The sequence below is a fragment of the Saccharopolyspora soli genome (assembly GCF_022678645.1).
GTDB lineage: Bacteria > Actinomycetota > Actinomycetes > Mycobacteriales > Pseudonocardiaceae > Saccharopolyspora > Saccharopolyspora soli.
This window is the reverse complement of record NZ_JALBWV010000012.1, coordinates 92988-118532: the sequence shown is the minus strand read 5'-3', so window position 1 is coordinate 118532 and position 25545 is coordinate 92988. Positions and strand designations below refer to the sequence as shown.

Sequence of the window (25545 nt, the reverse complement as noted above, 5' to 3'; positions counted from 1 at the left end):
GCTTCGAGGAAAAGGTGCAAACGGTCGGTCTCTCGGGGGAAATCCGTGTACGCGGAGTGGCCGCGGTCGGTCGCGATCTTGTTCGATCACGCGTGTGACAGGGCGTTGAGGACCTGGCGAATCCGCGCATCCAACTGGCGGCGCAGCTCGGCCGGGGCGTCGATGATGAGTTCGGCGTCGAGGTCCGCCAGCTCGATGATGTGGCGGGTGATCGCGGCCAAGGTTTCCTCGCTGAGCTGCACGGTGCAACTGCGGTCATCGATGGGCGCGACGCGCTGCGGCAACAGCAGATGCAGGTGTTCCAACACGGTCTCGGCAGGGGTGTGCACAGTGACCTGCGCGGTGTAGCGGTAGGCCGCGTCCGCGATGGAGCGCCGAAGGTATTCCGCGGCGCTTTCCGCTGGTAGGTCTCGGGGTTCGAAGCGGCGACCGGTGGCCAGCGGTCGGGTGACGCGGTCCACCCGGAAGATGCGCCAGTCGTCTTGTTCGGGGTCGAAGGCGATCAGGTACCACAGACCGACCGCCGCGACCAGGCTGTGCGGCTCGACCCGGCGGGACGTCCTTGCGCCACCGCGTTTCGCGTAGTCGAAGGACAGCATCTCCCGGTCTCGACACGCCGCCGCGATGGTGGCCAGCGTCTGTGCCTCGACCTGCGGTCCGTTGCGCACCACCACGGGCACCGTCGCGCCGGAGACGGCCTCCACGCGACTGCGCAGCCGGGCTGGGAGCACCTGTTCCAGCTTGGCGAGCGCGCGGATCGAACTCTCCTCGATGCCGGTGACGCTGCCGCCCGCCGCGGTCAGCAGCCCGGCAGCCACTGCCACCGCCTCGTCGTCGTCCAGCAGCAGCGGTGGCAGGTTCTTGCCCGAGGCCAGCCGGTAACCGCCAGCGGTCCCCGTGGTGCTTTCGACCGGGTAGCCGAGTTCTCGCAGCCGATCGATGTCGCGGCGCACCGTGCGGCCGGTGACCTCCAAGCGATCGGCGAGTTCGGCGCCGGACCACTCCCGTCGGCCCTGCAGCAGCGACAACAACCGAAGCAACCGGGCGGGCAACGTGGCTGTCATGGCGTCCACCATCTCAATGTCGAACTCGGCGGGCGGGTGCGGGGGGACCTGCCCCAACCGCAGCCGTGCGGTGTTTCCCGTGATTGCGCCGCGATGACAGGGTCTCAACCGTTGAGGACAGATCCTGTCCGCAATGTTGGTTAGGGTCGGCGGTATGAGCATGACTTCAAACGAATTCGCCGCGCTGTCCGACCGCGTCCAGGGACCGGTGTTCGTGCCGAGCGATGCCGGGTACGACGCCGAACGCACCGGATTCCAGACCTTCGGGCGGCGTCGACCGCAGGTCGTGGTGGGTGCGGTCGACGCGGACGACGTGCGCGCGGCGGTCGAGTTCGCGGCGGCGCGGGAGCTCCCGGTCGCCGTGCAGGCCACCGGGCACGGTATCCCGGCCGAGGGCGAAGGCGGACTGCTGATCACCACCAACCGGATGACAGGTGTCCAGATCGTTCGCGAGCGGCGCACCGCGTGGTTCGAGGCGGGTGTGCCGTGGAGTGCGGTGATCGAGGCGGCGGCGGACGCCGAGTTGGCGCCGCTCTGCGGCAGTGCGCCCCACGTCGGCGCGGTGTCCTACACCCTCGGCGGCGGACTCGGGCACCTCGCGCGGCGCTACGGCTACGCCGCTGACCACGTGCGGACCGTCGACATCGTCACCGCTGATGGTCGGCTCCGCCAGATCACCGCCGAATCCGATCCCGAGCTGCTCTGGGCGCTGTGCGGCGCGGGCGGCAACTTCGGCGTGGTGACCGGTGTGGAAGTCGAGTTGATGCCGGTGTCGAGTCTCTACGGCGGAGGGCTGTACTTCGACGCGCACCTGATCGGCGAAGTGCTGCGGGCCTGGCAGCAGTGGACCCGCGACTTGCCAGAGGAGATGACGTCGTCGGTTGCGCTGGTCCCGTTCCCGGATGTCCCGGCGCTGCCGGAACCGTTGCGCGGTCGCCACGTCGTGCACGTGCGCATCGCTCATGTCGGCGACCGGGCGGCCGGGGAGCGGTTGGTCGAGCCGTTGCGCGCGGTCGGCGAGCCGCTGATCGACTCGGTGCGTGAGATGCCCTACCGCGAGGTCGGTTCGATCTGCAACGACCCGGTCCAACCGATGCCGTATCTGACGGCGAACGCGGTGCTGCGGGACTTCGACGACGCGGCGATCAAGACGTTGCTCGGCCTGGTTGGCCCGGACGCGCCGCAGCAGTGCGTGGTCGAGGTCCGCCACCTCGGCGGCGCACTGTCCCGACCGGCTGGCAACTGCGTCGGAAACCGCGACGCGGCATACGTTTTCGGCGTCAACTCAGTGGTGGACGACAGCACGGCCGCCGTGGCCCGCGAACTCCAGAACCAGGTCATGCGGGAGATGGCACCGTGGTCGACCGGTGGCCGCTTCCTGAACTTCCTCTCCGGTGAGAGCGCCGACGTCGACAAGGTCCGCGAAGCCTACGACGAGGCCGACTACCAACGCCTCGTCGCCCTGAAGAGGACCTATGACCCGACGAACCGATTCCGCCTCAACCACAACATTCCACCAGCCTGACGGCCATCCGAAGTGGACTTCCGAGTACAGCCCGAGCTGCTGCCGCGTCGTGAGTGGTCGCGGTCGTCCTGGCGACCACAACCGCTCACGACACCCAATCCGCTCGCCCTCTTATTCGTAGGTGATGTGGACTTCGTCGGTGATCGGTAGGGATTGGCAGGCCAGGATGATGTTGTCGTCGAGGTCTTCCTGTTCCAGCACCGAGTTCTGCAGCATCTTCACCTCGCCGCGTTCGATTCGGCAGGCGCAGGCGCTGCAAGCGCCCTCCCGACAGGAGAACGGCGCGTCCAGTCCGTTGTCCAGTAGCAGGTCGAGCAGACGTTTCTGGCGTGGCCAGGAGAATCGGTGGCGCTGGTCGTCGAGTTCGACCTCGACGACCGCACTGTTCCGAGCCGAGCTCGCGACGGCCGGTTCGACGTTCTCGGGCGGGGCCGGGATAGCTGATTCGGTGTTCTCTGCCGGGATCGGGGCCGCGGGTTCGGGGTCTTCGAACGGATTGCGGGTCAGGGAGACGAAACGTTCGACGTGGGTGCGCTTGTGGGGCACGGCCAGGTCGCGCAGCGCTCGGGCCGCAGCGTCCATGAAGCCTCCCGGCCCGCACACGAAGCACTCGCGGTCGGTGAACGGCCTGATCAGCTCGCGCAGCGCCGACACGTCGGGCAGGCCCTGCACCGACTCCAGCCAGTGCACCACCACCAGCCGGTCGGCGTGTCGCGCGGCCAGGTCTCGGAGTTCGGCGGCGAAGATCACCGAGTCCTGGTCCTGGTTGGCGTAGATCAGCACCACCCGTCCGGAACCGGCCGCCAGCACCGACTTCGTGATGGACATGACCGGCGTGATCCCGCTTCCGGCCGCGAGCAGCACGAAGTCGTCATCCAGCGAGCGGGGGGTGCAGGCCCCCGCCGGTGGCAGCACGTCCACTTCGGTCCCCGCCGTGGCGTTCTCGCACAGCCAGTTCGATGCGTATCCCGCGCGTTTCACGGTGATCTGCCAGGTCGAGTCGGTGTGCGGCGAGCTCGACAGCGAGTAGCTGCGCGCCACCGAACCGGTGCGGTCGCTGGGGATTCGCAAGGTGAGGAACTGGCCGGGACGGTAGGACCACGTCGGTGGCGCTTCGAACACCAGCGACCGGCTGTCGCGGGTCTCCTCGATGACCGCGGCGACCCGCAGTCGAGCAGGCTCGGACATCACTGGCTCCTAATGGCTCGGCTGTGAACCCCGATCGGGCCGATCGCCCGTGCTGGCCGAGGTGTCAGCCAGCACGTCGGTCCCCGTTGATTTGCGGCATCGCGAGACGGCCGTCGCGTGCCGCCGCGTCGATGCTGGCCTGCAGGGCGGGGCAGGTTTCGACGACCTCGCCCGGCGCGCGGGCGGCCAGCTCCGCGCACTGTCGGATGCCTTCGGCGGTCCACTGGATGCTGGTGTGCTGGGGGCTGTTCTTCTTCGCCAGCACCCAGGTCGCGCAGCGCCCGCACTGGATCGGGCACAGCCCGGAGCGCAGGTAGTCGTCCCGGTCGGCGGCCGTACCCGCGCGGACCCTGGCCAACGTCCGCGGCTGGTCGGCGAAATCCGGTGCTTTGGCCCAGGTCGGCATCAGCTCTCCGCATCCCTGCGCGCGAGGTTGTCCGCGACTTCCCGCTCCCACACCTCGTTGGCGCGCGTGGTGTCCACTTCGAACTCGAAGCGGGCGACCATGTCGTCGCGGACCTCCTCGACGTCCACGTAGAACTGCTCGTACCACCGGCGCAACTGGTAGACCGGGCCGTCTTCCTCGCACAGCAGCGGATTGTCGATGCGGGTCTTGTTCCGCCAGATCTCCACGTCCTGCAGGAACCCGACCCCGGTGTTCTTGGCGATCTTGCCCGCCAGCTTGTCGGCCTGCTCGTCGGAGATCCCGGGCAGCTTCTTGACCAGCACACCCCACTGCAGCACGAACGAGTCCGCGGTGACCGGGTAGTGGCAGTTGATCAGGATCGTTTCGATGGTGGTGCCCCGGTAGTCGTTCCACAGCCGGTCGATCATGTACGACGGACCGTAGTACGACGCCTCCGAGCGGACCAGGTTGTCGCTGCCGGAGTAGGTCCCGGAGCCGATGTCGGGGCGTCCCCTGGTGGTCAGGTACTGGCTGGCGACGTGGCCTTCGAAGACGTTCTTGAAGTAGGTCGGGAACGCGAAGTGGATGTAGAAGAAGTGCGCCATGTCCACCACGTTGTCCACGATTTCGCGGCAGTGCGAGCCTTCGATGCGCACGGTGTCCCAGGTCCAGTTGCTCCACTCGTTGGAGAACGCCTCGGGCAGGTGCGGAATCGTGACGTGTTCCGGCGGCGGGTTGCCCTGCGGATCGTTCCAGACGAACAGCTGCTTGTTCTCCTCCATCGCCAGCCAAGCCTTGGTCCGGGCGCGCAGCGGGATCCGCTTGGCGTAGGGGATTCCGACGCAGCGGCCGTTGCCCGCCCAACGCCAGTCGTGGAACGGGCAGGCGACCGCATCGCCCTTGACGGTGCCCTGGGTGAGGTCGCCGCCCATGTGTCGGCAGTACCCGTCGAGCACGTTGAGACTGCCGTCCGCACCCTGGAACACCACGAGTTTGGTGCCGAAGGCCGTCACCGCGTGCGGCTTGCCGTCCTTGAACCACTCGGCCGGTCCGAGGCAGTGCCAGCCGCGCGCGAATCGGGTCGGTGGGGTCCCGACGTCGATGGTGCGCGCTTCGTCGTGGCCATTGCTTACCGCCGTCATCTCGTCCCTTTCGCTCATTCCGCGTCAGTCGCCAGGTGCCGCGCGGCGAGATATCCGAAAGTCATCGCGGGACCGAGGGTCGCGCCCGGTCCGGCGTAGGTGTGGCCCATCACGGCGGCGCTGGTGTTGCCCGCCGCGTACAGCCCTTCGATGGGCGTGCCGTCCGCGCGCAGCACCCGGGCGTGCGCGTCGGTGCGCAGTCCGCCCTTGGTGCCCAGGTCGCCCGGCACGATCTTCACCGCGTAGAACGGTGCGACCTCCAGCGCGCCCAGGCTCGGGTTCGGCTTGTTGCGCGGATCGCCGTAGTAGTGGTCGTATCCGGACGCACCGCGCTGGAAGTCGTCGTCCACACCACGCCGCGCGAAGGCGTTGAACCGATCGATCGTGGCGCGCAGGGCATCGCCTGGCACTTCGATTCGTTCGGCCAGCGCTTCGACGGTGTTCGCCCGCTGGATGGCACCGGATTTGTACCAGCGGCCGGGGAACGGTTGCCGCGGCCCCAAACCGGCGAACATGTAGCGGTTGCGATAGCGCTGGTCGGCGATCAGCCAGGTCGGCACGTTCCGCGCGGGGCCGTCGCCGGGCCCGTACATGGCGTGCACCGCGTCGACGTACGGCGCGGCCTCGTTGACGAATCGGCGGCCCTCGCCGTTGATCAGGATGCAGCCGGGCAGGGTCCGTTCGGCGAGGCAGAACCACGGCCCGCCCGGCAGTGGGATCGACGGACCCCACCAGGCGTCGTCCATCAACTCGACCGCTGCCCCGCGCCGCTGTGCGGCGATGATCGCGTCGCCGGTGTTGCCCTTGGCCCCGACGGTCCACTGGGTACCGATGGGCTCGCGCTGGTGCTGCTTGCGCAGCGGCTCGTTGTGCTCGAAACCCCCTGCGGCCAGTACGATTCCGCGCCGCCCCAGCAGGGTCCGGTGCTCGCCGTCCAGCTCGATGACGACACCGGTGACCCGGTCGCCGTCCTGCCGCAGATCGACCAGCGGGGTGTTCAACCACACCGGCACTCCGGCGTCGCGCAGCCCGGCCCGAAGTCCTGCGGCCAGCGCTTGGCCGAGCGCCAGCAGGTGCTGGCCGCGGGCTCGGGCCAACAGGCAGCGCAGCCCGACGCGCAACGCGCGGAGCAGGCCGCGCGGGTGGCGGGCGAGCAGGTTCAGCCAGCGGAAGTCGGCCTGCGTGATCACCAGGTTCGCAGCTGCTCTGCCGTAGTTGGGTTCGAGGTCGGCGAGCAGGTCGCCGAGGATCCGGCCGTCCAGCGGCGCGGCCTCGATGGACCGTCCGCGCACTCGGCCGCCCGGAGCTTCCGGGTAGTAGTCCGCGTAGTCGGTCACCCAGCGCATCCGCAGCGGCGTGCTCGGCAGCACCTCGGCGAGCATCTGCGGACCGGCTTCCAGGAAGGCTTGTTGCCGTTCGGGACTCACCGCGTCGCCAACGATGTGGGCGAGGTAGGTGCGGGCTGCCTCCGGGCTGTCGACGATGCCCGCTTCGGCCAGCACGTGGTTGTTCGGTATCCACACGCCGCCGCCGGAGCGGGCCGTGGAACCGCCGAACCGGGCTGCTTTCTCCACGACCACCGCATCGAGGCCGTGCTGGGCCGCGGTCAGCGCGGCCGTCATCCCGGCGGCGCCGCTGCCGACCACGACGACGTCGAATTCCGAGCGGCTGTCAGGTGTTGTCCCCGGCATCGCACCTCCCTCGCGAACTACACTGAAACATGTTATAGATTTTGATGCCAGTGGCGCTATGGTGTAGCCAGGAAACAGGCAGTTGTTGCACGATCCACCATGAAGGAACGTGTTTCAAACTAGCGAGGGGTGCGATGGTCCAGCGCAGCGCGTTGCACGCCGATGTGGTGGTCGTCGGCTTCGGCGTGGCCGGGTCCTGCGCGGCCCTCGAAGCGGCGCGCGCTGGTGCTCGGGTCGTGGTGCTCGACCGGTTCGGCGGAGGCGGCGCGAGCGCGCTGTCCGGCGGTGTGGTGTACGCCGGAGGCGGAACCCGGCAGCAGCAGGCGGCTGGGGTGTCGGACACGCCGGAGGCGATGTACGCCTACCTGCACCAGGAAGTCGGCGACGCGGTCCGCGCGGACACCCTCCGCCGGTTCTGCGAGTCGAGCACCGACCTGATCAGCTGGCTTGAGCAGCAGGGGGTGCCGTTCGAAGGCAGCCTCTGCCCGTACAAGACGTCCTATCCGAGCAACCGCCACTACCTCTACTACTCGGGCAGTGAAGCGGCCGGCGGGTTCCGCGACATCGCGCCGCCCGCGCCGCGCGGTCACCGCACCAAAGGCCGTGGTACGTCGGGGAAGGTGCTGTTCTCGGCGCTCGCCCAGGCGGTGCACAGGTCCGGGGTCCAGGTGCTCACCCGAACTCGGGCGCGGGAGCTGGTCCTCGACGCCGACGGACGGGTCTGCGCCGTCGACTGCGAGCGGCTTGCCGGGACTGCTGGGCGGGCGCACTCGCTGTTGAGCCGCGTCGCGGCGAAACCTGGGATGTACGCGCCGAAACTGGCGCGGCTGCTGCACCGCGGGGCCGAGGAACTGGAGCAGCGGTACGCCGAACCGGTGCGGATCCACGCGGATCGGGCAGTGGTCCTCGCTGCGGGCGGCTTCGTGGCGAACCGGGAGATGATGCGCCAGTTCGCCCCCGCCTACCGGGGCGGTCTGCCGTTGGGCACCCACGGCGATGATGGCAGCGGGATCAGGTTGGGGCAGGGCGCCGGTGGTGCGCTCGGCAAGATGGACCGGGTTTCCGCGTGGCGGTTCATCAGCCCACCCAGCGCGATGCTCGGCGGCCTGCTCGTCGACCAGCACGGACGGCGGATCGGTGACGAGTCCCGCTATGGCGCCGCGCACGGGCATGCGCTCATCGAGGAGCACCACGGGCGCGGCTGGTTGCTGATCGACCAGCGGTTGCGGCGGAAGGCCAAACAGCAGCTGAGCAGCGAGACGGTCTGGTTCCAGCGATTGCAGGCGCATTACCTGCTCGCCACCGCCGCGTCCGGCGGCACGCTGGATGCGGTGGCCGCCAAGGCGGGTGTCGATGCGGGTGGTCTCAAGGACACCGTGGACAGTCATAATGAGGCCGCTCGCAACGGAAAACCCGACCCTGCCGGAAAACCAGCGGAATTCGTGCAGCCTCTGGACCAGCCGCCGTTCGCGCTGCTGGACGTTTCGATCCGGCCTCGACTGGCCTACCCGTGCCCGATGCTGCCCCTCGGCGGGCTGCTCGTTGACGAGGACACCGGGCAGGTGCGCGATGAACAGGGCGGCACGGTACCCGGTCTGTTCGCTGCCGGGCGCTCAGCGGTCGGGGTGTGCTCGAACTCCTACATCAGCGGACTGTCGTTGGCCGACTGCGTGTTCTCCGGCCGCCGGGCCGGGCTCAACTCGGCGAAGGAGTTGACGGATGCTGACGCCTGACGCACGCGCCGAGGTGGCGCGGCGGCTCTGGGACGCCGAACGCGATCGCACGCCCATCCCGCCGCTGGTGGAGACGACTCCGCAGCTCGACGCGGTCGACGCGTACGCGGTCCAACTGCTGAACGTGCGGCGGCGCGACGAGCCGGTGGTGGGGCACAAGGTCGGGCTGACCTCGCCGGTCATGCAGCAGATGATGGGTGTTTCCGAGCCCGATTACGGACATCTGCTGGCGAGCATGCGACTGCCCGAGGGCAAGTCGGTCGATCCGCAGCGGTACTGCGTGCCGCGCGTGGAGGTCGAGATCGGGTTTCTGCTCGGGACGGACCTGCCCGCGGAGTGCAGCGAATCAGACGTGCTGGCCGCGACGGAGGCCCTGGTCCCGGCGATCGAGCTGATCGACAGCCGCATCGCGGACTGGCGGATCAGCCTGGTGGACACCATCGCGGACAACGCATCGTCGGCCGGTTTCGCACTCGGCTCGGCACGCATCGACCCGAACTCCGTGGACCCGCGCCGGATCGACGCGGTGCTGTGGCGCAACGGCGAGCCCATCGAGCACGGCCGATCCGACGCGGTGCTGGGCAACCCGGCCACCGCCGTCGCCTGGCTGGCCCGCAAGGTGGCCGCCTTCGACGTCCGGCTGCGAGCCGGCAACGTCGTGCTGCCCGGCTCGTGCACCCGTGCCATCGACGTGGCGCCGGGCGACGAGTTCTGGGCCGATTTCGGATGCGAGGGAGTCGAATTGGGCTCCGTGGCGGTGTCGTTCGGGTCGTGGGGGGGGGGGGGGGGGGGGGGCCCGGGGGGGGGGGGGCCCCCCCCCCCAACGGGGGGGGGGGGGGGGGGGGGCGGGGCGCCCCCCGCGGGGGGGGGGGGGGGGGGGACACGCGGGGGGGGGGGGGGGGGGGGGGGCGGGGGCCCCCCCCCCCGGCGGCCCCCCCCCGCCCCGGCGGGGGGGGCCCCCCCCCCCCGGGGGGGGGGGGGGGGGGGGGGGGGGGGGGGGGGGGGGTGGGGGCGGGGGGGGGGGGGGGGGGGGGGGGGTTGCCAAAACCGGGGCCCCCCCGTTTTTCCCCCCCCACGACACCTGACCTGTGGAAAGGAGGCGGGATGAGCAAGGCGACCGCGGCGATCGTCGGGTCTGGCAACATCGGGACCGACCTGCTCCACAAGCTGAGCCGGTCCGCGCGGCTGGAACCCCGGTGGATGGTCGGCATCGACCCGGACAGCGCGGGGCTGCGCCGGGCGGCCGAACTCGGCGTGGCGGCGAGCGCGGACGGGGTTGACTGGCTGCTCGAAAACCACCGCCCCGACGTGGTTTTCGAGGCGACCTCGGCGAAGGTGCACCGGGCGAACGCGCCCCGCTACGCCGAGGCGGGCATCCGCGCCATCGACCTCACCCCGGCCGCCGTCGGCCCCTACGTGGTGCCGCCGGTGAACCTGGACCAGCACCTCGACGCGCCGAACCTGAACCTGATCACCTGCGGCGGCCAGGCCACCATCCCGATGGTGCACGCGGTGTCGCGAGTGGTTCCGGTCGACTACGCCGAGATCGTCGCGTCGGTGGCCTCGGTGTCGGCCGGGCCGGGCACCCGCGCCAACATCGACGAGTTCACCCGCACCACCGGCACCGGCATCGAGGTGCTCGGCGGGGCGAAACGCGGCAAGGCGATCATCGTGCTCAACCCGGCCGATCCACCGGTGATCATGCGCGACACGATCTTCTGCGCCATCCCGGCCGAGGCTGACACCGACGCGATCGGCACGTCGATCACCAAGATGGCGGCCGAAATCGCCGAGTACGTGCCCGGCTACCGCCTGCTGGTCGAGCCGCAGTTCGACCCGCCGTCGGCGAGCACCGGCGGCATGGCTCGGGTGGCGATCTTCGTCGAGGTCGAGGGTGCCGGGGACTTCTTGCCGCCGTACTCCGGAAATCTGGACATCATGACCGCGGCCGCGGTGCGGGTGGCCGAGGAGCTGACGATCAAGGAGGCAGTGCGGTGACCGGCCTGCCGAACACCTACTCCGACGCGCTCGACGTGCGGATCACCGACAGTTCGCTGCGCGATGGATCGCACCACAAGCGGCACCAGTTCACCGCGACCGAAGTGCGCGACATCGTCGCGGCCCTGGATGGTGCGGGTGTACCGGTCATCGAGGTGACGCACGGCGACGGGCTGGGCGGATCGTCGTTCAACTACGGGTTCTCCCGCACTCCGGAGCAGGAGCTCATCACCATCGCGGCCGAAACCGCGCGGCACGCCAAGATCGCGGTGCTCATGCTGCCGGGAGTGGGCGTCACCGACGACATCGTCATCGCCCGCGACAACGGTGCTTCGGTCTGCCGCATCGCCACGCACTGCACCGAAGCGGACGTGTCGGTGCAGCACTTCGGCCTGGCGCGCGAGCTGGGCCTGGAAACCGTCGGATTCCTGATGATGGCGCATTCCCAGCCACCGGAATCGCTGGCCGAGCAGGCGAGAATCATGGTGGACGCGGGATGCCAGTGCGTATACGTCGTCGACTCGGCTGGTGCGCTGGTGCTCGAACAGGTCGCCGAGCGGGTGTCCGCACTGGTCGCGGAAGTCGGCGGCGAGGCCCAGATCGGGTTCCACGGTCACGAAAACCTCGGCGTCGCAGTGGCGAACTCGATCGCCGCGGCCCGCGCCGGTGCGGTGCAGATCGACGGCAGCGCGCGGCGTTTCGGCGCCGGAGCCGGGAACACGCCGGTCGAAGCGTTCGTCGCGGTGTGCGACAAGCTCGGCATCCGCACCGGAGTCGACTTCTTCGCCGTCGCGGACGCCGCCGAAGACGTGGTGCGCCCGGCGATGCCCGAAGAATGCCTGCTGGACCGCTCGGCGCTGATGATGGGCTACGCCGGGGTGTACTCCAGCTTCCTCAAGCACGCCACCCGGCAGGCCGAGCGCTACGGCGTCAGCGAGGCGGAGCTGCTGGTGCGCGCGGGGCAGCGCAAGCTCGTCGGCGGCCAGGAGGACCAGCTCATCGACATCGCACTGGAGCTGCAACGCCAGCATGAGAACAGGTTCTAGCCTGTGGGAACTCGGGAAACAGGAGCGGCCGATGAAGGACAGTCGAGCAGTCGTGGAACGGGTGCGGGAACTCCTGCCGGTCCTGCGCGATCGCGCGCAGAAAGCCGAGGATGCCCGGAAGATCCCGGATGAGACCATCGGAGCGCTGCAGGACATCGGGTTCTTCGCGATGCTGCAACCGGAACGCTACGGCGGTTATGAGGCGGATCCGCTGGACTTCTACACAGCGGTCAAACTGCTGGGGAGCGCGTGCGGCTCGACCGGCTGGGTGGCTTCGATCCTCGGCGTGCACCCGTGGCACCTGGCGCTGTTGCCGGAGCAGGCCCAGGACGACGTGTGGGGCAGCGATCCGGCAACGCGGGTGTCGTCCTCCTACGCGCCGACCGGCAAGGCGACCATCGTCGATGGTGGCTATCGCCTCAGCGGTCGGTGGAGCTTCTCCTCCGGCTGCGACCACGCGTCGTGGGTGTTCGTCGGCGGCCCGGCGCTGGGCAGCGATGGCAAGCCGGTCGACTTCTGCACGTACCTCCTGCCGCTCGGCGACTACCGCATCGAGGACGTGTGGGACACCGTCGGCCTGCGCGGCACCGGCAGCAACGACATCGTGGTGGACGACGTGTTCGTCCCGCAGCACCGGGTGCTGAGCTTCATGGCGATGTCCAAGACCCAGTGCCCCGGCCACCAGGTGAACACCGCGCCGCTGTACAAACTGCCTTGGGGCACAGTGCATCCCTCGACGATCACGGCGCCGATCATCGGCATGGCGCAGGGCGCCTACGACGCGCACGTGGCGCACCAGGGCAAGCGGGTGCGGGCGGCGTACGCGGGGGAGAAGGCCAAGGAGGACCCGTTCGCCAAGGTGCGGATCGCGGAGGCCGCCAGCGAGATCGACGCCGCCTGGCTGCAGTTGACCAACAACCTCGCCGAGGAATTCGCGCTGGTGAGCGCGGGTGAGCAGGTTCCGATGTCGTTGCGGCTGCGCGCGCGTCGCGACCAAGTGCGCGGCACCGCGCGGGCGATCTCGGCGATCGACGGGCTCTTCGAGAACTCCGGCGGACGCGCGTTGTGGTCGGGCACGCCGATCCAGCGGTTCTGGCGCGACGCGCACGCGGGCCGGGTGCACGCGGCCAACGACCAGGAACGGGCCTACACCATGTTCGGCTCGGGTGAATTCGGCATCCCAGTGAAGGATTCGATGGTATGACGGTCGATTTCGACACGACGAGCCGGACCGCCAAGCTGCGATCCGGGCTGACCTTGCACTACCACGAAGCGGGCGATGCGGAGAAGTCCACGGTGGTCATGCTGCACGGCGGCGGCCCCGGTGCTTCGTCGTGGAGCAACTTCGCCCGGAACATCGGGGTTTTCGCCGAAGACTTCCACACCCTCGCGGTGGACCAGCCCGGCTTCGGCCGCTCCGACAAGCCGACCGAGCACGGCCAGTACTTCACCCACAGCGCCACCGCACTGCGGGACCTGCTCGACGAACTCGGCATCGCACGGGTGGATCTGCTGGGCAACTCGCTGGGTGGCGGAACAGCGGTGCGGTTCGCGCTGAACCACCCCGACCGCGCTGGACGGCTGGTGCTGATGGGACCCGGTGGCCTGAGCCTGAACGTCTTCGCGCCCGATCCCACCGAAGGGGTGCGCAAGCTCAGCGCCTTCGGCGCACCTCCGGGACCCAGCAGGGAAAAGCTCGCCGACTTCCTCCGGACGATGGTCTACGACCAGTCGCTGATCACCGACGAGCTGATCGAGGAGCGTTATGCCGCTGCGGCCGCGCCCGAGTCGCTGGCGGCGATGCGGGCGATGGGTGCGTCGTTCATGCAGCCGGACACCTTCGAGGAAGGCATGTTGTGGCGGGAGGCGTACCGCCTGCGCCAGCGCGTCCTGCTGATCTGGGGGCGCGAGGACCGGGTGAACCCGCTGGACGGGGCACTGATCGCGCTGAAGCTGATCCCGCGTGCGCAGCTGCACGTGTTCGGCCGGTGCGGGCACTGGGCGCAGCTGGAGAAGTTCACCGAATTCAACCGCATCGCAAGAGATTTCCTGCTCGACTGAGCTTTCGACGGGAGGGAGGATGCCGTGGGTATTCGTTCGCTCGGCTACTTGCGCATCGAGGCCACCGATATCGAGGCGTGGCGGGTGTTCGGGCTGAAGGTGCTGGGCATGCTGGAAGGAACCGGCCCCGACCCGAACGCGCTGTACCTGCGGATGGACGATTTCCCGGCACGGCTGGTGGTCCTACCCGGTGAACAGGACCGGCTGGACGCCTCGGGCTGGGAGGTCGCCAACGCCGGGGAACTCGACGAGGTCAAGGGCCGGTTGGACGCGGCTGGCGTGCCGTACAAGGACGGCACGGCCGACGAACTGGCCGACCGGCGGGTCAACGGGCTGATCCGGTTCACCGACCCGTCCGGCAACGGGCTCGAGGTCTTCCAGGGGGTGGCGTTGCAGCACCGGCGCGTGGTGAGCCCTTACGGCCACCGGTTCGTCACCGAAGAGCAGGGCCTCGGCCATGTCGTGCTGTCCACCCACGACGACGCGGCGGCGCTGCGGTTCTACCGGGACGTGCTGGGGTTCCGGCTGAGGGACTCGATGCGGCTGGCCCCGGAATTGGTCGGTCGTCCGGCGGACGCGGAACCGGCCTGGCTGCGGTTCTTCGGTTGCAACCCGCGCCACCACAGCCTGGCGTTCCTGCCGATGCCGACGCCCAGCGGGATCGTGCACCTGATGGTCGAGGTAGCCGATGTCGACGACGTCGGCCTGGCGTTGGACCGGGCGCAGCGCCGGAAGGTGCCGATGTCGGCGACGCTCGGTCGGCACGTCAACGACCTGATGCTGTCGTTCTACATGAAGTCGCCGGGCGGCTTCGACGTGGAGTTCGGCTGCGAGGGCAGGCAGGTCGACGATCAGGACTGGATCGCCCGCGAGAGCACCGCGGTGAGCCTGTGGGGCCACGACTTCAGCGTCGGCGCCCGCCAGCAGTCATGAGCGGCACCGATGTGCAGCGCGAAGCCGTGGAACCGGCGTCGTTCCGCCGGGTGTTGGGGCACTTCTGCACCGGGGTGACGGTGGTGGCCGGTCTGGACGGGCAACGGCCGGTGGGCTTCGCGTGCCAGTCGTTCGCGGCGTTGTCGCTGGATCCGCCGCTGGTGCTGTTCTGCCCGTCGCGCACTTCCCGCGCCTGGCCGGTCCTGGACCGCGCCGGGCAGTTCTGCGTGAACGTGCTCGCGCGAGCGCAGCAACCCATCAGCACCGTGTTCGGCCGCAGCGGCGACGACAAGTTCGCCGGTCTGAGCTGGCACCCCGCCCCGTCCGGAGCCCCGATCCTGGACGGCGCCCTGACCTGGCTCGACTGCCGAATCGAAGCGGTGCACGAGGCGGGCGACCACTACGTCGTCATAGGTCACGTCGAAGCCCTCGGCAACCCCACCAACGACGAACCACTCCTGTTCTACCGAGGCGCCTACACCGGAATAACCGCTGCACCCCAACCCCCACCAACAGACCTCGACGCATTCCTAACCGCCGCCCACCCCGACGACTGGATATAACCCGCGTTCAGCGGACCCGTTCGATGATCGTGGCGGTGGCCAGCGCGCCTCCGGCGCACATCGTGACCAATGCGGTCGTGGCGTCGCGGCGCTCCAGTTCGTGCAGGGCAGTAGTGATCAGCCGGGCGCCGGTGCTGCCGACGGGGTGGCCCAGCGCTATCGCTCCGCCGTTGACGTTGACCCGGTCGAGGTCCGGTTCGTGCACCGACGCCCAGGACAGCACGATCGAGGCGAACGCCTCGTTGACCTCGAACAGGTCGATGTCCCCGAGCTTCATCCCGCTGAGCTCCAGCACGCGCTGCGTGGCCTGCACCGGGCCGTCGAGGTGGTAGTACGGCTCGCCGCCCACCAGGCACTGCGCGACGATTCGGGCGCGCGGGCGCAGTCCGAGTTCCGCAGCGCGGTCGGCGTCGGCCAGCAGCACGGCAGCCGCACCGTCGGAGATCTGCGACGACGTCCCCGCCGTGTGCATTCCGGCCTGCAGCACGGGTTTGAGGCCGCCCAACGCCCGCATGCTGGTGTCACGCAGCCCTTCGTCGCGGCTTACCGGCTCGGCATCGGAGACGTGCACCGGGACGATCTCCCTGTCGAAACGGCCTGCTCGCCAAGCGGCCTGCGCGCGGTCCTGGGAGCGCAGGCCGAAGGCGTCGAGGTCTTCGCGACTCAGTCCGCGGCGCGCGGCGATGCGGTCGGCGGCTTCGTACTGGTTCGGCAGATCGATGTCCCAGGAGTCCGGTCGTGGCATGCCGACATCGGTGCCGAGGTTGCTGCGCAGCGGTACCCGGCTCATCGCCTCGACACCGCAGGAGATCCCGACCCGCACCGCATCCGCGGCGATCAGCCCCGCGATGAGGTGCGTGGCCTGCTGCGCCGAACCGCACTGAGCGTCCACTGTGGTGCAACCGACCTGGTGCGGTAACCCGGCGTGCAGCCAGGCGGTGCGGGTGATGTTGTTCGACTGCTCCCCGGCCTGCGTCACGCAGCCGCCGATCACCTGGTCGGCTTCGGCTGCGTCGATGCCCGCGCGGTCGAGCAGACCGCGTTGCGCCGCGCCGAGGATCTCGGCGGCGTGCAGCCCCGACAGCCGACCGCCGCGCTTGCCGATCGGGGTGCGGACTGCCGCCACGATCACTGGATCGCCCACCTCGGCCTCCTCTCGAACCTCCGGTCAGATCAAAGTAGAACACGTTTCTCTTGTTCGACAAGGGCTGGCAGTCGGGTTGATCAAAACGGCTGCTACTTGCTCGATTCAACAGGAGTTACAGGGGTTTACTGAATCTTGAAAGTGTGGTTCTATTTCGTAGAACTCGTTTCAATTATTGATCGGAAACCGTTGCTGTAGGAGGTAGCCGTGGTCGCACCGCGCATTCCGGAGGGCTTCGACTTCACCGATCCCGACCTGCTCGCCGAACGGCTACCGCTGGCCGAGTTCGCCGAGCTGCGCCGCACCGCGCCGGTCTGGTGGAACCGGCAGCCCGATCGGTGCGGCGGCTTCGACGACGACGGGTTCTGGGTGATCAGCAGGCACGCCGACGTCAAGGAGATCTCCCGGCGCAGCGACGTGTTCTCCAGTTGGGAGAACACCGCGATCATCCGGTTCAACGAGAGCATGACCCGCGAGCAGATCGAGCTGCAGCGCTTCATCATGCTCAACATCGATCCGCCGCAGCACACCAAGCTGCGCAAGATCGTGCAACGGGGCTTCACCCCGCGCGCCATCAACAGCCTCCAGCAGGCGCTGCGGGACCGGGCGCAGCAGATCGCCACTGACGCGCGTTCTCGGGGCAGCGGCGACTTCGTCACCGATGTGGCCTGCGAGCTGCCATTGCAGGCGATAGCGGAGCTGCTGGGGTTGCCGCAGGAGCACCGCAAGGAGATCTTCGAGTGGTCGAACCAGATGGTCGGCTACGACGACCCGGAGTACGACATCCAACCCGAGGCCGCCGCAGCCGAGATGCTCGGCTACTTCACGAACATGGCCGAGCAGCGCCGCGGCTGCCCGATGGACGACATCGTGAGCAAGCTGGTGCATGCCGACATCGACGGCAACGCGCTGACTTCGGACGAATTCGGCTTCTTCGTGATCCTGCTGGCGGTGGCGGGCAACGAGACGACCCGCAACGCCATCACGCACGGGATGCTGGCCTTCATGGACCACCCGCGGCAGTGGGAGCTCTACAAGCAGCAGCGCCCGGCGACCACGGCCGACGAGATCGTCCGGTGGTCGACCCCGGTGGTGTCGTTCCAGCGCACCGCAACGGCCGACACCGCGATCGGCGGGGTTGATATCAAGCGGGGCCAACGGGTCGGCATGTTCTACAGCTCGGCGAACTTCGACCCGGAGGTCTTCGACGCGCCGGAGCGATTCGACATCACCCGAGACCCCAACCCGCACGTCGGTTTCGGCGGTACCGGCGCGCACTACTGCCTGGGCGCGAACCTGGCCAGACTGGAGATCGACCTGATCTTCAACGCGATCGCCAACCACATGCCGGACATCAAACGAGTCGGCGAGCCCCGGCGATTGCGCTCGGGCTGGCTCAACGGCATCAAAGAAGTCCAGGTCCAGTACGCCTGATCAGCTGATGGGTGAGGGGCACCCGTGACCGAGTAACTGGGTCACAGGTGCCCCTCACCCAAGTCCAAAACCCGCGAACGGGTGATGGGTGAGGGGCACCCTTTACCAACTTACTTGGTAAAGGGTGCCCCTCACCTCGGAAGAATCACTCGGTGGGGCGGAGGGTGGCGATGGCTCGGTCGAACTCCCAGAAGGCGCGCATCGAGCGGATCTGGCCCGACTCGTTCACGTGGTAGACGAAGACGCCTTCGGCGTCCATGGCGTTGCCGTCGGGGAGGAACGTGGTGATCCGGCCGACGTTGGCGACCTCTTGGCCCGCTGCGAACGAGTCGTGGATGTGGAACTCGATGCGCTCGGCTTGGGCGATGGCCAGGTCCCAGAACGCCGCTATGCCGTCGGGGCCGTGGTGGCCTCGGCCCTCCGGGTCGAAGATCGACGGTCCGACCGGGTCCTCCACCACCCCGTCCGGCGCGAACAGGGCCACCCACTCGTCCTTCGCGCCCCGCACCACCGCATCCATCGACGCCAACGCCGCATCGCGAGCCGGATGCGGCTCCCGGCTCGCCGTCCAGTGCACGCCCTCGCTCATGCCCGCCTCCAGATCAGTCGTGAGTGCGAAAGCCGGTTGGAGCGGTTTTCGCACTCACGACGTGGACGTCAGAGTTCGTTGATGACTTCGGCGGCGAACTTGGCGATGGAGTCCTGCTTCGCGGTCAGCTCCGCGTCGAAGCCGTGCCCGTCGAACAGCCACGGAACCACGATCGCGTCCGTCACGCCGATGTCCGCCTGCTCCCGGTACCCGTCGACGCCGAACCGGTCCACGCACACCCCCTGGATCTCGAACGGCTCGTCCGCGCGCCCGTACGCGGCCCGCAGCTCCGCCAGCCGGTCGATGGTGGTGCGCAGCTCCGCCAAGCCCATCATCGCCGATGCCCAGCCGTCGCCGACCCGCGCGGCTCGCCGCAGCGCGGCCTCGGTGTGCCCACCGATGTAGATCGGCACCGGCCGATTCGGCGCGGGGCTCATCTGCAGCCGGTCGAAGTCGAAGAACTCGCCGTGGTACTCGACCATTCCGCCGCCGAGTATCAGCCGCAGGACCTCGATCGCCTCGTCCACCCGCGCCCCGCGTTTCGCGTACGGCGCGCCGCACCACTCGAACTCCTCCGGCGCCCAGCCGAGCCCGATGCCCAGGCCGAAGCGGTCCCCGGTGAGCACCGCCACCGAAGCCAGCTGCCGCGACAGCAGCACCGGGTTGCGCGGCCCGAGCTTGAGCACCGAGGTGTAGAAGCGCAGGTGCGAGGTCACCGCGCCCATCGCCGCCGCGGCGATCAGTGGATCGGTCCAGGGTGTTTCCGCGGTCCACATCCGCGAGCCGTCCGGCGTGTAGGGGTACTGCGCCGAGACGTGTTCGGAGTAGAACAGCGAGTCCGGCAGGGCGATCGCGTCGAACCCGCATTCCTCGGCGGTGCGGGCCAGTTCGGTGAGCTGGTCCAACGGACTCATCGCGACGGACAGCGTGAACTTCATCGTTCCCCCGGTTTCTGCGCGCCGACAACCCACATGGAGAAGTATTGCGAGCCACCGCCGTAAGCGTGGCCCAACGCGGTTCGGGCACCGTCCACCTGGTGCTCGCCCGCCTTGCCGGTCACCTGCATCGCCGCCTCGGCGAACCGCAGCAACCCGGACGCGCCGATCGGGTTCGACGACAGCACGCCGCCGGAGGGATTCACCGGCAGCCGCCCGTCCAGCGCGGTGTCCCCGGCCTCCGTCAGCTTCCAACCCTGGCCGACGGCTGCGAAGCCCAGGTTCTCCAGCCACATCGGCTCGAACCAGGAGAACGGCACGTAGATCTCGGCCGCGTCCACTTCGGACAGTGGATCGGTGATGCCCGCCTGCCGCCACAGCGCCGCCGCCGCGTCCCGACCGGCCTGCGGGTCCACCTGGTCCCGCCCCGCGAAGGTGGTCGGTTCGGTGCGCATCGCGGTGGCGTGGATCCACGCGGCAGGTCCGGCCACCGACGACTCGTCGCCGATGACCAATGCGCACGCGCCGTCCGAGGACGGGCAGGTCTCGTCGTAGCGGATCGGATCCCACAGCACCTGCGACGCCAGCACCGATTCCAGGGTTATACCAGCCTGTTTGAGGTGTGCGTACGGATTTCGGGCGCCGTTGCGCCGATCCTTCACCGCGACCATGGCACCGATGTGCTCGGGTGCACCGGAGCGGCGGATGTAGGACCGGACGTGCGGGGCGAAGTAGCCACCAGCCCCGGCCCCGACCGGCATGTTGAACGGCGGCAGGATGGACAGCGCCCACATCGCGTTCGACTCGGACTGCTTCTCGAACGCCACCGCGAGCACCCGCTGGTGCACCCCGCCCTGCACCAGGGTCGCGGCGACGTTGCCGGTCGAGCCGCCGACCGATCCGGCGGTGTGCACCCGGAGCAGCGGTTTCCCGGTCGCCCCGAGGGAATCGGCCAGTTGCAGCTCCGGCATCATCACGCCCTCGAACAGGTCCGGTGCCTTGCCGACCACGACCGCGTCGATGTCCGGCCAGTCCAGGCCCGCATCGGCCAACGCGCGCTCGGCCGCCTCCCGGCACAGCCCGGCGATCGAGACGTCGAGCCGCTTGCTGGTGTGGTGCGTCTGGCCGGTCCCGAGGACCGCCGCCAACCGCTTGCCCATCAGGACCTTCCCTCCATCACGCAGACCAGGTTCTGCTGCAACGCCGGACCGCTGGTGGCGTGCGCCAGCACTCTCGCGGCCCGCCCGTCCAGCACGCGCGTGGCGGCCTCGCCGATGCGCGCCAGTCCCGCCGCGAACATCGGGTTGCCGCACAGCGCACCGCCAGAAGGGTTGATCGCGACGTCGTCGTCGAGTCCGATCGCCTGGCGCAACAGGATTTCCTGGTGGGTGAACGGGGCGTGCAGCTCCGCGAGTTCGACGCCGTCGACACCTGCCGCTTGCGCAGCGGCCGTGGTCGACGACGACCGGCGCAGGTCGCGGGCACCGAGGCTGCCCGATTCGATTCGGTGTTCCAAACCGGTGATCCAGGCGGGTCTTTCGCGTATCTCCCGAGCTCTGCCCGCGCTCGCCAGCACCACCACCGCAGCCCCGTCGGTGATCGGCGCGCAGTCGTGCGCCCGCAGCGGATCGGCGATGTAGGGCGCGGCGAGCAGTTCGTCCGCTTCGACCGATCCGGACAGCTGCGCGCTGGGATTCGCCCTGGCGGCTGCCCGACTTCGGGCTGCGACCGCGGCCATGTCGCGTTCGGTCCAGTCCCCGGTGTCCAATCCGAGTCGGGCCTGCAACCCGGCGATGCTCACCGAGTCCGGCCACAACGGCGCGACCGCGTACGGGTCGAGTTGCAGGGCGAGCGTTCGGCGCAGGTCTCCCGCCGAGGATTTCCCGAATCCGTAGACCAGGGCGGTGTCGACCTCGCCGGTGCGGATCTTCACCCACGCCTCGTAGAGCGCCCAAGCCGCGTCCATCTCCACGTGCGATTCGTTGATCGGCGGGAACGCGCCGATGGCGTCGATGGCGGCGATGAACGAAAAGGCGCGGCCCGCGAGGTAATCCGAGGATCCGGAGCACCAGAAGCCGATGTCCTCCTTGGTCAACCCGGTGCTGGCCAGCACCTCCCGGAAGATCGGGACCAGCATCTCGACCCCGTTGGTGGTGCCCTGGGTGGCGCGCACGTTCGGTGCCTGCGCGAAACCGACGACCGCTACGTCTGTCACGACGGACTCCCGGAGAAGCTCAAAGGTGTTGGGCGTAGGACTCGAAGGGCGCATCGGGCTCGCCGGTGGGGTGGAAGTGATCGATGTTCTCCAGCGTGTTCCCCCACTGCTCGCGGGGTTTCCACACCGCGCGCACCCGCATCCCCATCCGCACCTCCTCGGCCGCGCAACCCAGCACCAGGTGCAGGAAGGCGATGTCGGCGCCGTCGAGCAGCACGTAAGCCGACACGTAGGGCGGCTTGATGCGCTGGCCCAGGAACGGGACGTTGACGATGCAGAACGTGGTCACGATGCCGGTGTCGGGGAGCTCGACCTCGTCCTCGGTGGGCACCCCGTCGGTCGGGCAGGCGCCGCGCGGTGGGATGTAGACCTTCCCGCACGCCGGGCAGCGCTGGCCGAGCAGCCGACCGTCGGCCAGGCCGCGCAGGTAGCGGCTCTCCTCGGGCGACGCCGAGTGCTGGTAGTGCAGGTGCACCGGGGTGGTCAGCATGGTGACGGGTTCGGGTCGTGAGTGATTTTGGTCGTCCTGGCGACCATTTCCACTCACGACCGGTTCGAAGTACGCGATGTCGCGGATGCCGTTGCCGCGCTCCTCGGCCCAGCGCACCTGCACCCGCAAACCGGTGTGGATCTGTTCGGGAGACGGCACGTCGACGGCGTGCAGCATGGGGGTGTCCGCGCCGTCGAGCAGTACGAAGGCCCATGCGAAGGGACGTTGCAGCGGTTGGCCTTCCAACGGCTCGGGCATCCACGACCAGCTCACGACGGTGCCCTGCGATCCGACCGGCACGAATTCGTCGAGCGCTGCGGCGGTGTCCGGGTCGTACTCGACCGGCGGCACGTGCACCCGGCCGTCGCTGCCGCGAACCCCGATGATGCGGCCGTCGCGCAACGCGGTGGCGAACCGGCCGTGCACCGGGCCGAGGGATCGGGTGTAGTCGAAGCCGACTTCGAGGGGTGCGCTGAGTGGTTCGGAGAGCCCAGTCACGCAGTGAAGTGAAACATGTTCTCGATTTTGGGGCAATATCCGGGCACGATGGCAAGTGGACGAGTACGTCATCGTGCAGCAGGACAAGGAGGTTCGCCGATGAGGATCGGGCTTCAGCTCGGCTACTGGGGTGCGGCACCGCCGCCGAATGCGGAAGAACTCGTTCTCGAAGCCGAGCGCGCCGGATTCGACGGGATCTTCGCGGCGGAGTCCTGGGGATCGGATGCGTTCACCCCGCTGGCCTGGTGGGGCTCCCGGACCAGTCGGGTGCGGCTGGGCACCTCGGTCGCCCAGATCGCCGCGCGCTCGCCCGCGTCCTGCGCGATGCACGCGCTGACGCTGGACCACCTTTCCGGCGGGCGGTGCGTGTTGGGACTGGGGGTGTCCGGACCGCAGGTCGTCGAAGGCTGGTACGGCCAACCGTTCGCCAAACCGCTTGCGCGGACTCGGGAGTACGTCGAGATCGTGCGGCAGGTCTTGGCCCGCGAGGCTCCGGTGCGCAACGACGGTACGCACCACCGGTTGCCCTACGATGGGCCCGGCTCACTCGGTCTGGGCAAATCGTTGCGCTCGATAACCCACCCGCTGCGCGCCGATCTGCCCATCTGGCTGGGTGCGGAAGGTCCGCGCAACGTCGCTCAGACCGCCGAGATCGCCGACGGTTGGCTCGCGGTGTACTACTCGCCGCGCGTCGCCGGGATGTACGAGGACTGGTTGGCCGAGGGATTCGCCCGTCCAGGGGCACGCCGCAGCCGCGGCGAGTTCGAGATCGCGGCCAGTTGCCAGATCGTCGTCACCGACGATCCGCCAGCTGAGCGGGCGCGGCTGAAGCCCTCGCTCGCGCTCTACATCGGCGGGATGGGTGCGCCTGGGATGAATTTCCACGCCGAGCTGTTCCGCCGGATGGACTACGGATCTGCTGTGGACGACGTGGTGCGGCTGTTCGCCGCCGGGCGTCGCGAGGAAGCGGTGTCGGTGGTGCCGGACGAGATGGTCGAGGACGTCGCGATCATCGGCGATGCCGAGGCGGTGCGGAACCGGGTGCGGGAGTGGGAGAAAGCCGGGGTGGGCACGCTGCTGGTCGGCTGTCGCGACGTCGAGCACTTGCTCGGCATCGCCGGGGCCCTGGGGCTTGCCGACGAACTGTAACAAGTTCTAATTTGGGTGTTCTGCTGATTCCGGCTGCGTCATCGTCGACAGGAGTCCCACCGTGTCCGACATTGGGCTGTGGAAGATCGCCGAGCAACAACCGAACCGGACCGCCGTGGTCACGCCGGATGGCGAGTCGGTCGGCTACGCCGAGCTCGCGGCGGCGGCCGACCGCTACGGGCGAGGTCTGCAGAGCATGGGGCTGGAGGTCGGCGACAGCATCGTGCTGATGCTGCCCAACGGGGCGGACCTGCTCGCGGCGTACTTCGCGGCGCTGCAATGCGGCTTGTACGTGGTGACGGTGAACTGGCACCTGGTCGGCGCCGAGGTCGCCTACCTGCTCGAAGACAGCGGCGCGAAAGCATTCGTGGCGCACGAGAGGTTCGCCGAGGCAGCGGCGGATGCCGCGGCCCGCAGCGGATTGCCGTCGTCGGCGCGGTTCGCTGTGGGCGAGATACCCGGTTTCCACCGGCTTTCCAGCCTCGGCGCGCAGGAGCCGCCGAAGCGTCCGGACGTGCGGACGACGGGTTCGCCGATGCTCTACACCTCGGGAACCACAGGTCGTCCCAAGGGCGTCCGCCGCCCGCTGACCGGGGACGATCCCGACCAGGTACCAGCGGCGGCGAAGTGGTTCTTCGGCATCTTCGGCCTGCGACCCTTCGACGACCACGTGCACCTGTGCGGTTCGCCGCTGTACCACACCGCAGTGCTCAACTTCGTCAGCCACGCCATCCAATTCGGACACCAGGCGGTGCTGATGGACCGCTGGGACCCGGCAGAGATGCTCCGGCTGATCGACCAGCACCGGGTCACCCACACGCACATGGTGCCGACCCAGTTCCACCGGCTGCTCGCGCTGCCGACCGAGGTCCGCGAGCGCTACGACGTGTCGTCGCTGCGCGCGGCGATCCACGGGGCGGCGCCGTGTCCGCCTGAGGTCAAGCGGGCGATGCTGGACTGGTGGGGGCCGGTGGTGGTGGAGTACTACGCGGCGACCGAGGGCGGCGGTACGTCGATCACCGCCGAGGAGTGGCTGGCCAAGCCCGGTTCGGTCGGCCGGGCCTGGCCGGGATCGACGGTCAAGGTGCTGGGGGACGACGGCGCGGAGCTGCCGCCCGGCGAGATCGGCACGGTCTACATGCGGATGGGCGGATCCAGCTTCGAATACCACCGGGACGCCCGGAAGACCGAGCAAGCGCGGGTCGGCGACCTGTTCACTCTCGGGGACATCGGCTACCTCGACGCGGACGGCTACCTGTACCTGTGCGACCGCAAGAGCGACATGATCATCTCCGGTGGGGTGAACATCTACCCGGCCGAGATCGAGAACACCCTGTCGGTGCACCCTGAGGTGGCCGACGTGGCGGTTTTCGGAGTCCCGCACCAGGACTGGGGAGAAGAGGTCAAGGCCGTCGTGCAGCCCGCCGAAGGCGTCGAGCCGGGAGAGGAGTTGGCGGCCGAGCTGATCGCCTTCGCCCACGAACGGCTGGCGAAGTTCAAAATCCCGCGCAGCGTCGACTTCGTCGCGGAACTACCCCGCGATCCCAACGGAAAGCTCTACAAGCGCAAGCTCCGAGACCCCTACTGGGCCAACCACGACCGAGCGATCTGACCGTTGGAGTGCTGAGTGAAGGGCACCTTTTACCGACTTAACCGGTCGAAGGTGCCCTTCACTCATGCCACGTCCAAGTGAACCCGCGCCGCCGATCGGAGCGGCGTGTGCTCTTGCTCGGGTGGTGGT

At 68.9% G+C, this 25545-nt stretch carries 23 protein-coding genes; 12 read left to right on the top strand and 11 right to left on the bottom strand.

The annotated features are described in order from the left end of the window. Positions 1-86 precede the first annotated feature (86 nt). Positions 87-1064 carry a helix-turn-helix transcriptional regulator gene (locus tag MOQ72_RS11720; protein ID WP_242182947.1) on the bottom strand — a complete coding sequence of 326 codons (978 nt, stop codon included), beginning with the start codon at positions 1062-1064 and terminating at the stop codon, positions 87-89. Between the two features lie 154 nt (positions 1065-1218). Here MOQ72_RS11720 and MOQ72_RS11715 point away from each other — a divergent pair, with 154 nt between their 5' ends. Further along, complete coding sequence (locus MOQ72_RS11715) at positions 1219-2589, top strand: FAD-binding oxidoreductase (RefSeq protein ID WP_308197868.1); 1371 nt, start codon at positions 1219-1221, stop codon at positions 2587-2589. Between the two features lie 111 nt (positions 2590-2700). Here MOQ72_RS11715 and MOQ72_RS11710 read toward each other — a convergent pair whose 3' ends face one another. The 4 genes from MOQ72_RS11710 to kstD form a co-directional block, all read right to left on the bottom strand. Beyond that, positions 2701-3777: a ferredoxin--NADP reductase gene (locus MOQ72_RS11710; protein WP_242182945.1), complete on the bottom strand. Its 1077-nt coding sequence runs from the start codon at positions 3775-3777 to the stop codon at positions 2701-2703. A gap of 64 nt (positions 3778-3841) precedes the next feature. Beyond that, a complete protein-coding gene (locus MOQ72_RS11705; RefSeq protein WP_242182943.1) occupies positions 3842-4183 on the bottom strand; it encodes a hypothetical protein in 342 nt (113 codons plus the stop codon). Beyond that, positions 4183-5325, bottom strand: coding sequence for a 3-ketosteroid-9-alpha-monooxygenase, oxygenase component (locus MOQ72_RS11700; RefSeq protein WP_242183065.1), 1143 nt, complete (start codon positions 5323-5325; stop codon positions 4183-4185). The genes MOQ72_RS11705 and MOQ72_RS11700 overlap by 1 nt, the downstream gene beginning before the upstream one ends. Before the next feature lie 14 nt (positions 5326-5339). Continuing rightward, positions 5340-7016: a 3-oxosteroid 1-dehydrogenase gene (gene kstD, locus MOQ72_RS11695; RefSeq protein WP_242182941.1), complete on the bottom strand. Its 1677-nt coding sequence runs from the start codon at positions 7014-7016 to the stop codon at positions 5340-5342. Between the two features lie 134 nt (positions 7017-7150). Here kstD and MOQ72_RS11690 point away from each other — a divergent pair, with 134 nt between their 5' ends. The 8 genes from MOQ72_RS11690 to hsaB are packed head-to-tail and all read left to right on the top strand — an operon-like array spanning position 7151 to position 15350. Beyond that, positions 7151-8749: an FAD-binding protein gene (locus tag MOQ72_RS11690; RefSeq protein WP_242182939.1), complete on the top strand. Its 1599-nt coding sequence runs from the start codon at positions 7151-7153 to the stop codon at positions 8747-8749. Then, on the top strand, positions 8736-9857 hold the full coding sequence (locus MOQ72_RS11685; RefSeq protein WP_242182937.1) for a 2-keto-4-pentenoate hydratase: 1122 nt from the start codon (positions 8736-8738) through the stop codon (positions 9855-9857). The genes MOQ72_RS11690 and MOQ72_RS11685 overlap by 14 nt, the downstream gene beginning before the upstream one ends. Next, positions 9854-10747 carry an acetaldehyde dehydrogenase (acetylating) gene (locus tag MOQ72_RS11680; protein ID WP_242182936.1) on the top strand — a complete coding sequence of 298 codons (894 nt, stop codon included), beginning with the start codon at positions 9854-9856 and terminating at the stop codon, positions 10745-10747. The genes MOQ72_RS11685 and MOQ72_RS11680 overlap by 4 nt, the downstream gene beginning before the upstream one ends. Continuing rightward, positions 10744-11793 carry a 4-hydroxy-2-oxovalerate aldolase gene (gene dmpG, locus MOQ72_RS11675; RefSeq protein ID WP_242182934.1) on the top strand — a complete coding sequence of 350 codons (1050 nt, stop codon included), beginning with the start codon at positions 10744-10746 and terminating at the stop codon, positions 11791-11793. The genes MOQ72_RS11680 and dmpG overlap by 4 nt, the downstream gene beginning before the upstream one ends. Positions 11794-11824: 31 nt before the next feature. Next, a complete protein-coding gene (hsaA, locus tag MOQ72_RS11670) occupies positions 11825-12997 on the top strand; it encodes a 3-hydroxy-9,10-secoandrosta-1,3,5(10)-triene-9,17-dione monooxygenase oxygenase subunit (protein WP_242182931.1) in 1173 nt (390 codons plus the stop codon). Further along, positions 12994-13854 (top strand): 4,5:9,10-diseco-3-hydroxy-5,9,17-trioxoandrosta-1(10),2-diene-4-oate hydrolase, encoded by an 861-nt coding sequence (hsaD, locus tag MOQ72_RS11665; protein ID WP_242182929.1) that lies wholly within the window; start codon positions 12994-12996, stop codon positions 13852-13854. Before hsaA ends, hsaD begins: the two co-directional genes overlap by 4 nt. Positions 13855-13878: 24 nt before the next feature. After that, positions 13879-14787, top strand: coding sequence for an iron-dependent extradiol dioxygenase HsaC (hsaC, locus tag MOQ72_RS11660; protein WP_242182927.1), 909 nt, complete (start codon positions 13879-13881; stop codon positions 14785-14787). Beyond that, complete coding sequence (hsaB, locus tag MOQ72_RS11655) at positions 14784-15350, top strand: 3-hydroxy-9,10-secoandrosta-1,3,5(10)-triene-9,17-dione monooxygenase reductase subunit (protein WP_242182925.1); 567 nt, start codon at positions 14784-14786, stop codon at positions 15348-15350. The genes hsaC and hsaB overlap by 4 nt, the downstream gene beginning before the upstream one ends. Before the next feature lie 7 nt (positions 15351-15357). Here hsaB and MOQ72_RS11650 read toward each other — a convergent pair whose 3' ends face one another. Next, complete coding sequence (locus tag MOQ72_RS11650; RefSeq protein ID WP_242182923.1) at positions 15358-16494, bottom strand: steroid 3-ketoacyl-CoA thiolase; 1137 nt, start codon at positions 16492-16494, stop codon at positions 15358-15360. 207 nt (positions 16495-16701) lie between these two features. Between MOQ72_RS11650 and MOQ72_RS11645 the strand changes: the two genes are divergently transcribed. Next, positions 16702-17928, top strand: a complete 1227-nt coding sequence (locus MOQ72_RS11645; RefSeq protein WP_242182921.1) for a cytochrome P450 — start codon at positions 16702-16704, stop codon at positions 17926-17928. A gap of 145 nt (positions 17929-18073) precedes the next feature. On the opposite strand, the gene MOQ72_RS11640 is transcribed toward MOQ72_RS11645, so the two are convergent. The 5 genes from MOQ72_RS11640 to MOQ72_RS11620 form a co-directional block, all read right to left on the bottom strand. Next, the gene (locus MOQ72_RS11640) at positions 18074-18517 is read right to left on the bottom strand and encodes a nuclear transport factor 2 family protein (RefSeq protein WP_242182919.1); all 444 of its coding nucleotides are present in this window, start codon (positions 18515-18517) and stop codon (positions 18074-18076) included. A gap of 68 nt (positions 18518-18585) precedes the next feature. After that, positions 18586-19455 carry a TIGR03619 family F420-dependent LLM class oxidoreductase gene (locus tag MOQ72_RS11635; protein WP_242182917.1) on the bottom strand — a complete coding sequence of 290 codons (870 nt, stop codon included), beginning with the start codon at positions 19453-19455 and terminating at the stop codon, positions 18586-18588. Continuing rightward, on the bottom strand, positions 19452-20612 hold the full coding sequence (locus tag MOQ72_RS11630; protein ID WP_242182914.1) for a thiolase family protein: 1161 nt from the start codon (positions 20610-20612) through the stop codon (positions 19452-19454). The genes MOQ72_RS11635 and MOQ72_RS11630 overlap by 4 nt, the downstream gene beginning before the upstream one ends. Beyond that, complete coding sequence (locus tag MOQ72_RS11625) at positions 20612-21667, bottom strand: thiolase family protein (RefSeq protein WP_242182912.1); 1056 nt, start codon at positions 21665-21667, stop codon at positions 20612-20614. Before MOQ72_RS11625 ends, MOQ72_RS11630 begins: the two co-directional genes overlap by 1 nt. 19 nt (positions 21668-21686) lie before the next feature. Beyond that, on the bottom strand, positions 21687-22655 hold the full coding sequence (locus tag MOQ72_RS11620; protein WP_242182910.1) for a Zn-ribbon domain-containing OB-fold protein: 969 nt from the start codon (positions 22653-22655) through the stop codon (positions 21687-21689). A 99-nt stretch (positions 22656-22754) separates the two neighbouring features. Between MOQ72_RS11620 and MOQ72_RS11615 the strand changes: the two genes are divergently transcribed. Then, entirely contained in the window at positions 22755-23804 is a 1050-nt protein-coding gene (locus tag MOQ72_RS11615; RefSeq protein ID WP_242182908.1) for an LLM class F420-dependent oxidoreductase, read from the top strand. Positions 23805-23865: 61 nt separating this feature from the next. Further along, complete coding sequence (locus MOQ72_RS11610) at positions 23866-25416, top strand: acyl-CoA synthetase (RefSeq protein WP_242182906.1); 1551 nt, start codon at positions 23866-23868, stop codon at positions 25414-25416. Positions 25417-25545: the final 129 nt, after the last annotated feature.

Excerpts from the sequence above, each read along its gene's own strand:
- MOQ72_RS11720 (WP_242182947.1), bottom strand. The coding sequence starts at position 1,064 with ATGACAGCCACGTTGCCCGCCCGGTTGCTTCGGTTGTTGTCGCTGCTG.
- MOQ72_RS11715 (WP_308197868.1), top strand. The coding sequence starts at position 1,219 with ATGAGCATGACTTCAAACGAATTCGCCGCGCTGTCCGACCGCGTCCAG.
- MOQ72_RS11710 (WP_242182945.1), bottom strand. The coding sequence starts at position 3,777 with ATGTCCGAGCCTGCTCGACTGCGGGTCGCCGCGGTCATCGAGGAGACC.
- MOQ72_RS11705 (WP_242182943.1), bottom strand. The coding sequence starts at position 4,183 with ATGCCGACCTGGGCCAAAGCACCGGATTTCGCCGACCAGCCGCGGACG.
- MOQ72_RS11700 (WP_242183065.1), bottom strand. The coding sequence starts at position 5,325 with ATGACGGCGGTAAGCAATGGCCACGACGAAGCGCGCACCATCGACGTC.
- kstD (WP_242182941.1), bottom strand. The coding sequence starts at position 7,016 with ATGCCGGGGACAACACCTGACAGCCGCTCGGAATTCGACGTCGTCGTG.
- MOQ72_RS11690 (WP_242182939.1), top strand. The coding sequence starts at position 7,151 with ATGGTCCAGCGCAGCGCGTTGCACGCCGATGTGGTGGTCGTCGGCTTC.
- MOQ72_RS11685 (WP_242182937.1), top strand. The coding sequence starts at position 8,736 with ATGCTGACGCCTGACGCACGCGCCGAGGTGGCGCGGCGGCTCTGGGAC.
- MOQ72_RS11680 (WP_242182936.1), top strand. The coding sequence starts at position 9,854 with ATGAGCAAGGCGACCGCGGCGATCGTCGGGTCTGGCAACATCGGGACC.
- hsaA (WP_242182931.1), top strand. The coding sequence starts at position 11,825 with ATGAAGGACAGTCGAGCAGTCGTGGAACGGGTGCGGGAACTCCTGCCG.
- hsaD (WP_242182929.1), top strand. The coding sequence starts at position 12,994 with ATGACGGTCGATTTCGACACGACGAGCCGGACCGCCAAGCTGCGATCC.
- hsaB (WP_242182925.1), top strand. The coding sequence starts at position 14,784 with ATGAGCGGCACCGATGTGCAGCGCGAAGCCGTGGAACCGGCGTCGTTC.
- MOQ72_RS11640 (WP_242182919.1), bottom strand. The coding sequence starts at position 18,517 with ATGAGCGAGGGCGTGCACTGGACGGCGAGCCGGGAGCCGCATCCGGCT.
- MOQ72_RS11635 (WP_242182917.1), bottom strand. The coding sequence starts at position 19,455 with ATGAAGTTCACGCTGTCCGTCGCGATGAGTCCGTTGGACCAGCTCACC.
- MOQ72_RS11630 (WP_242182914.1), bottom strand. The coding sequence starts at position 20,612 with ATGGGCAAGCGGTTGGCGGCGGTCCTCGGGACCGGCCAGACGCACCAC.
- MOQ72_RS11615 (WP_242182908.1), top strand. The coding sequence starts at position 22,755 with ATGAGGATCGGGCTTCAGCTCGGCTACTGGGGTGCGGCACCGCCGCCG.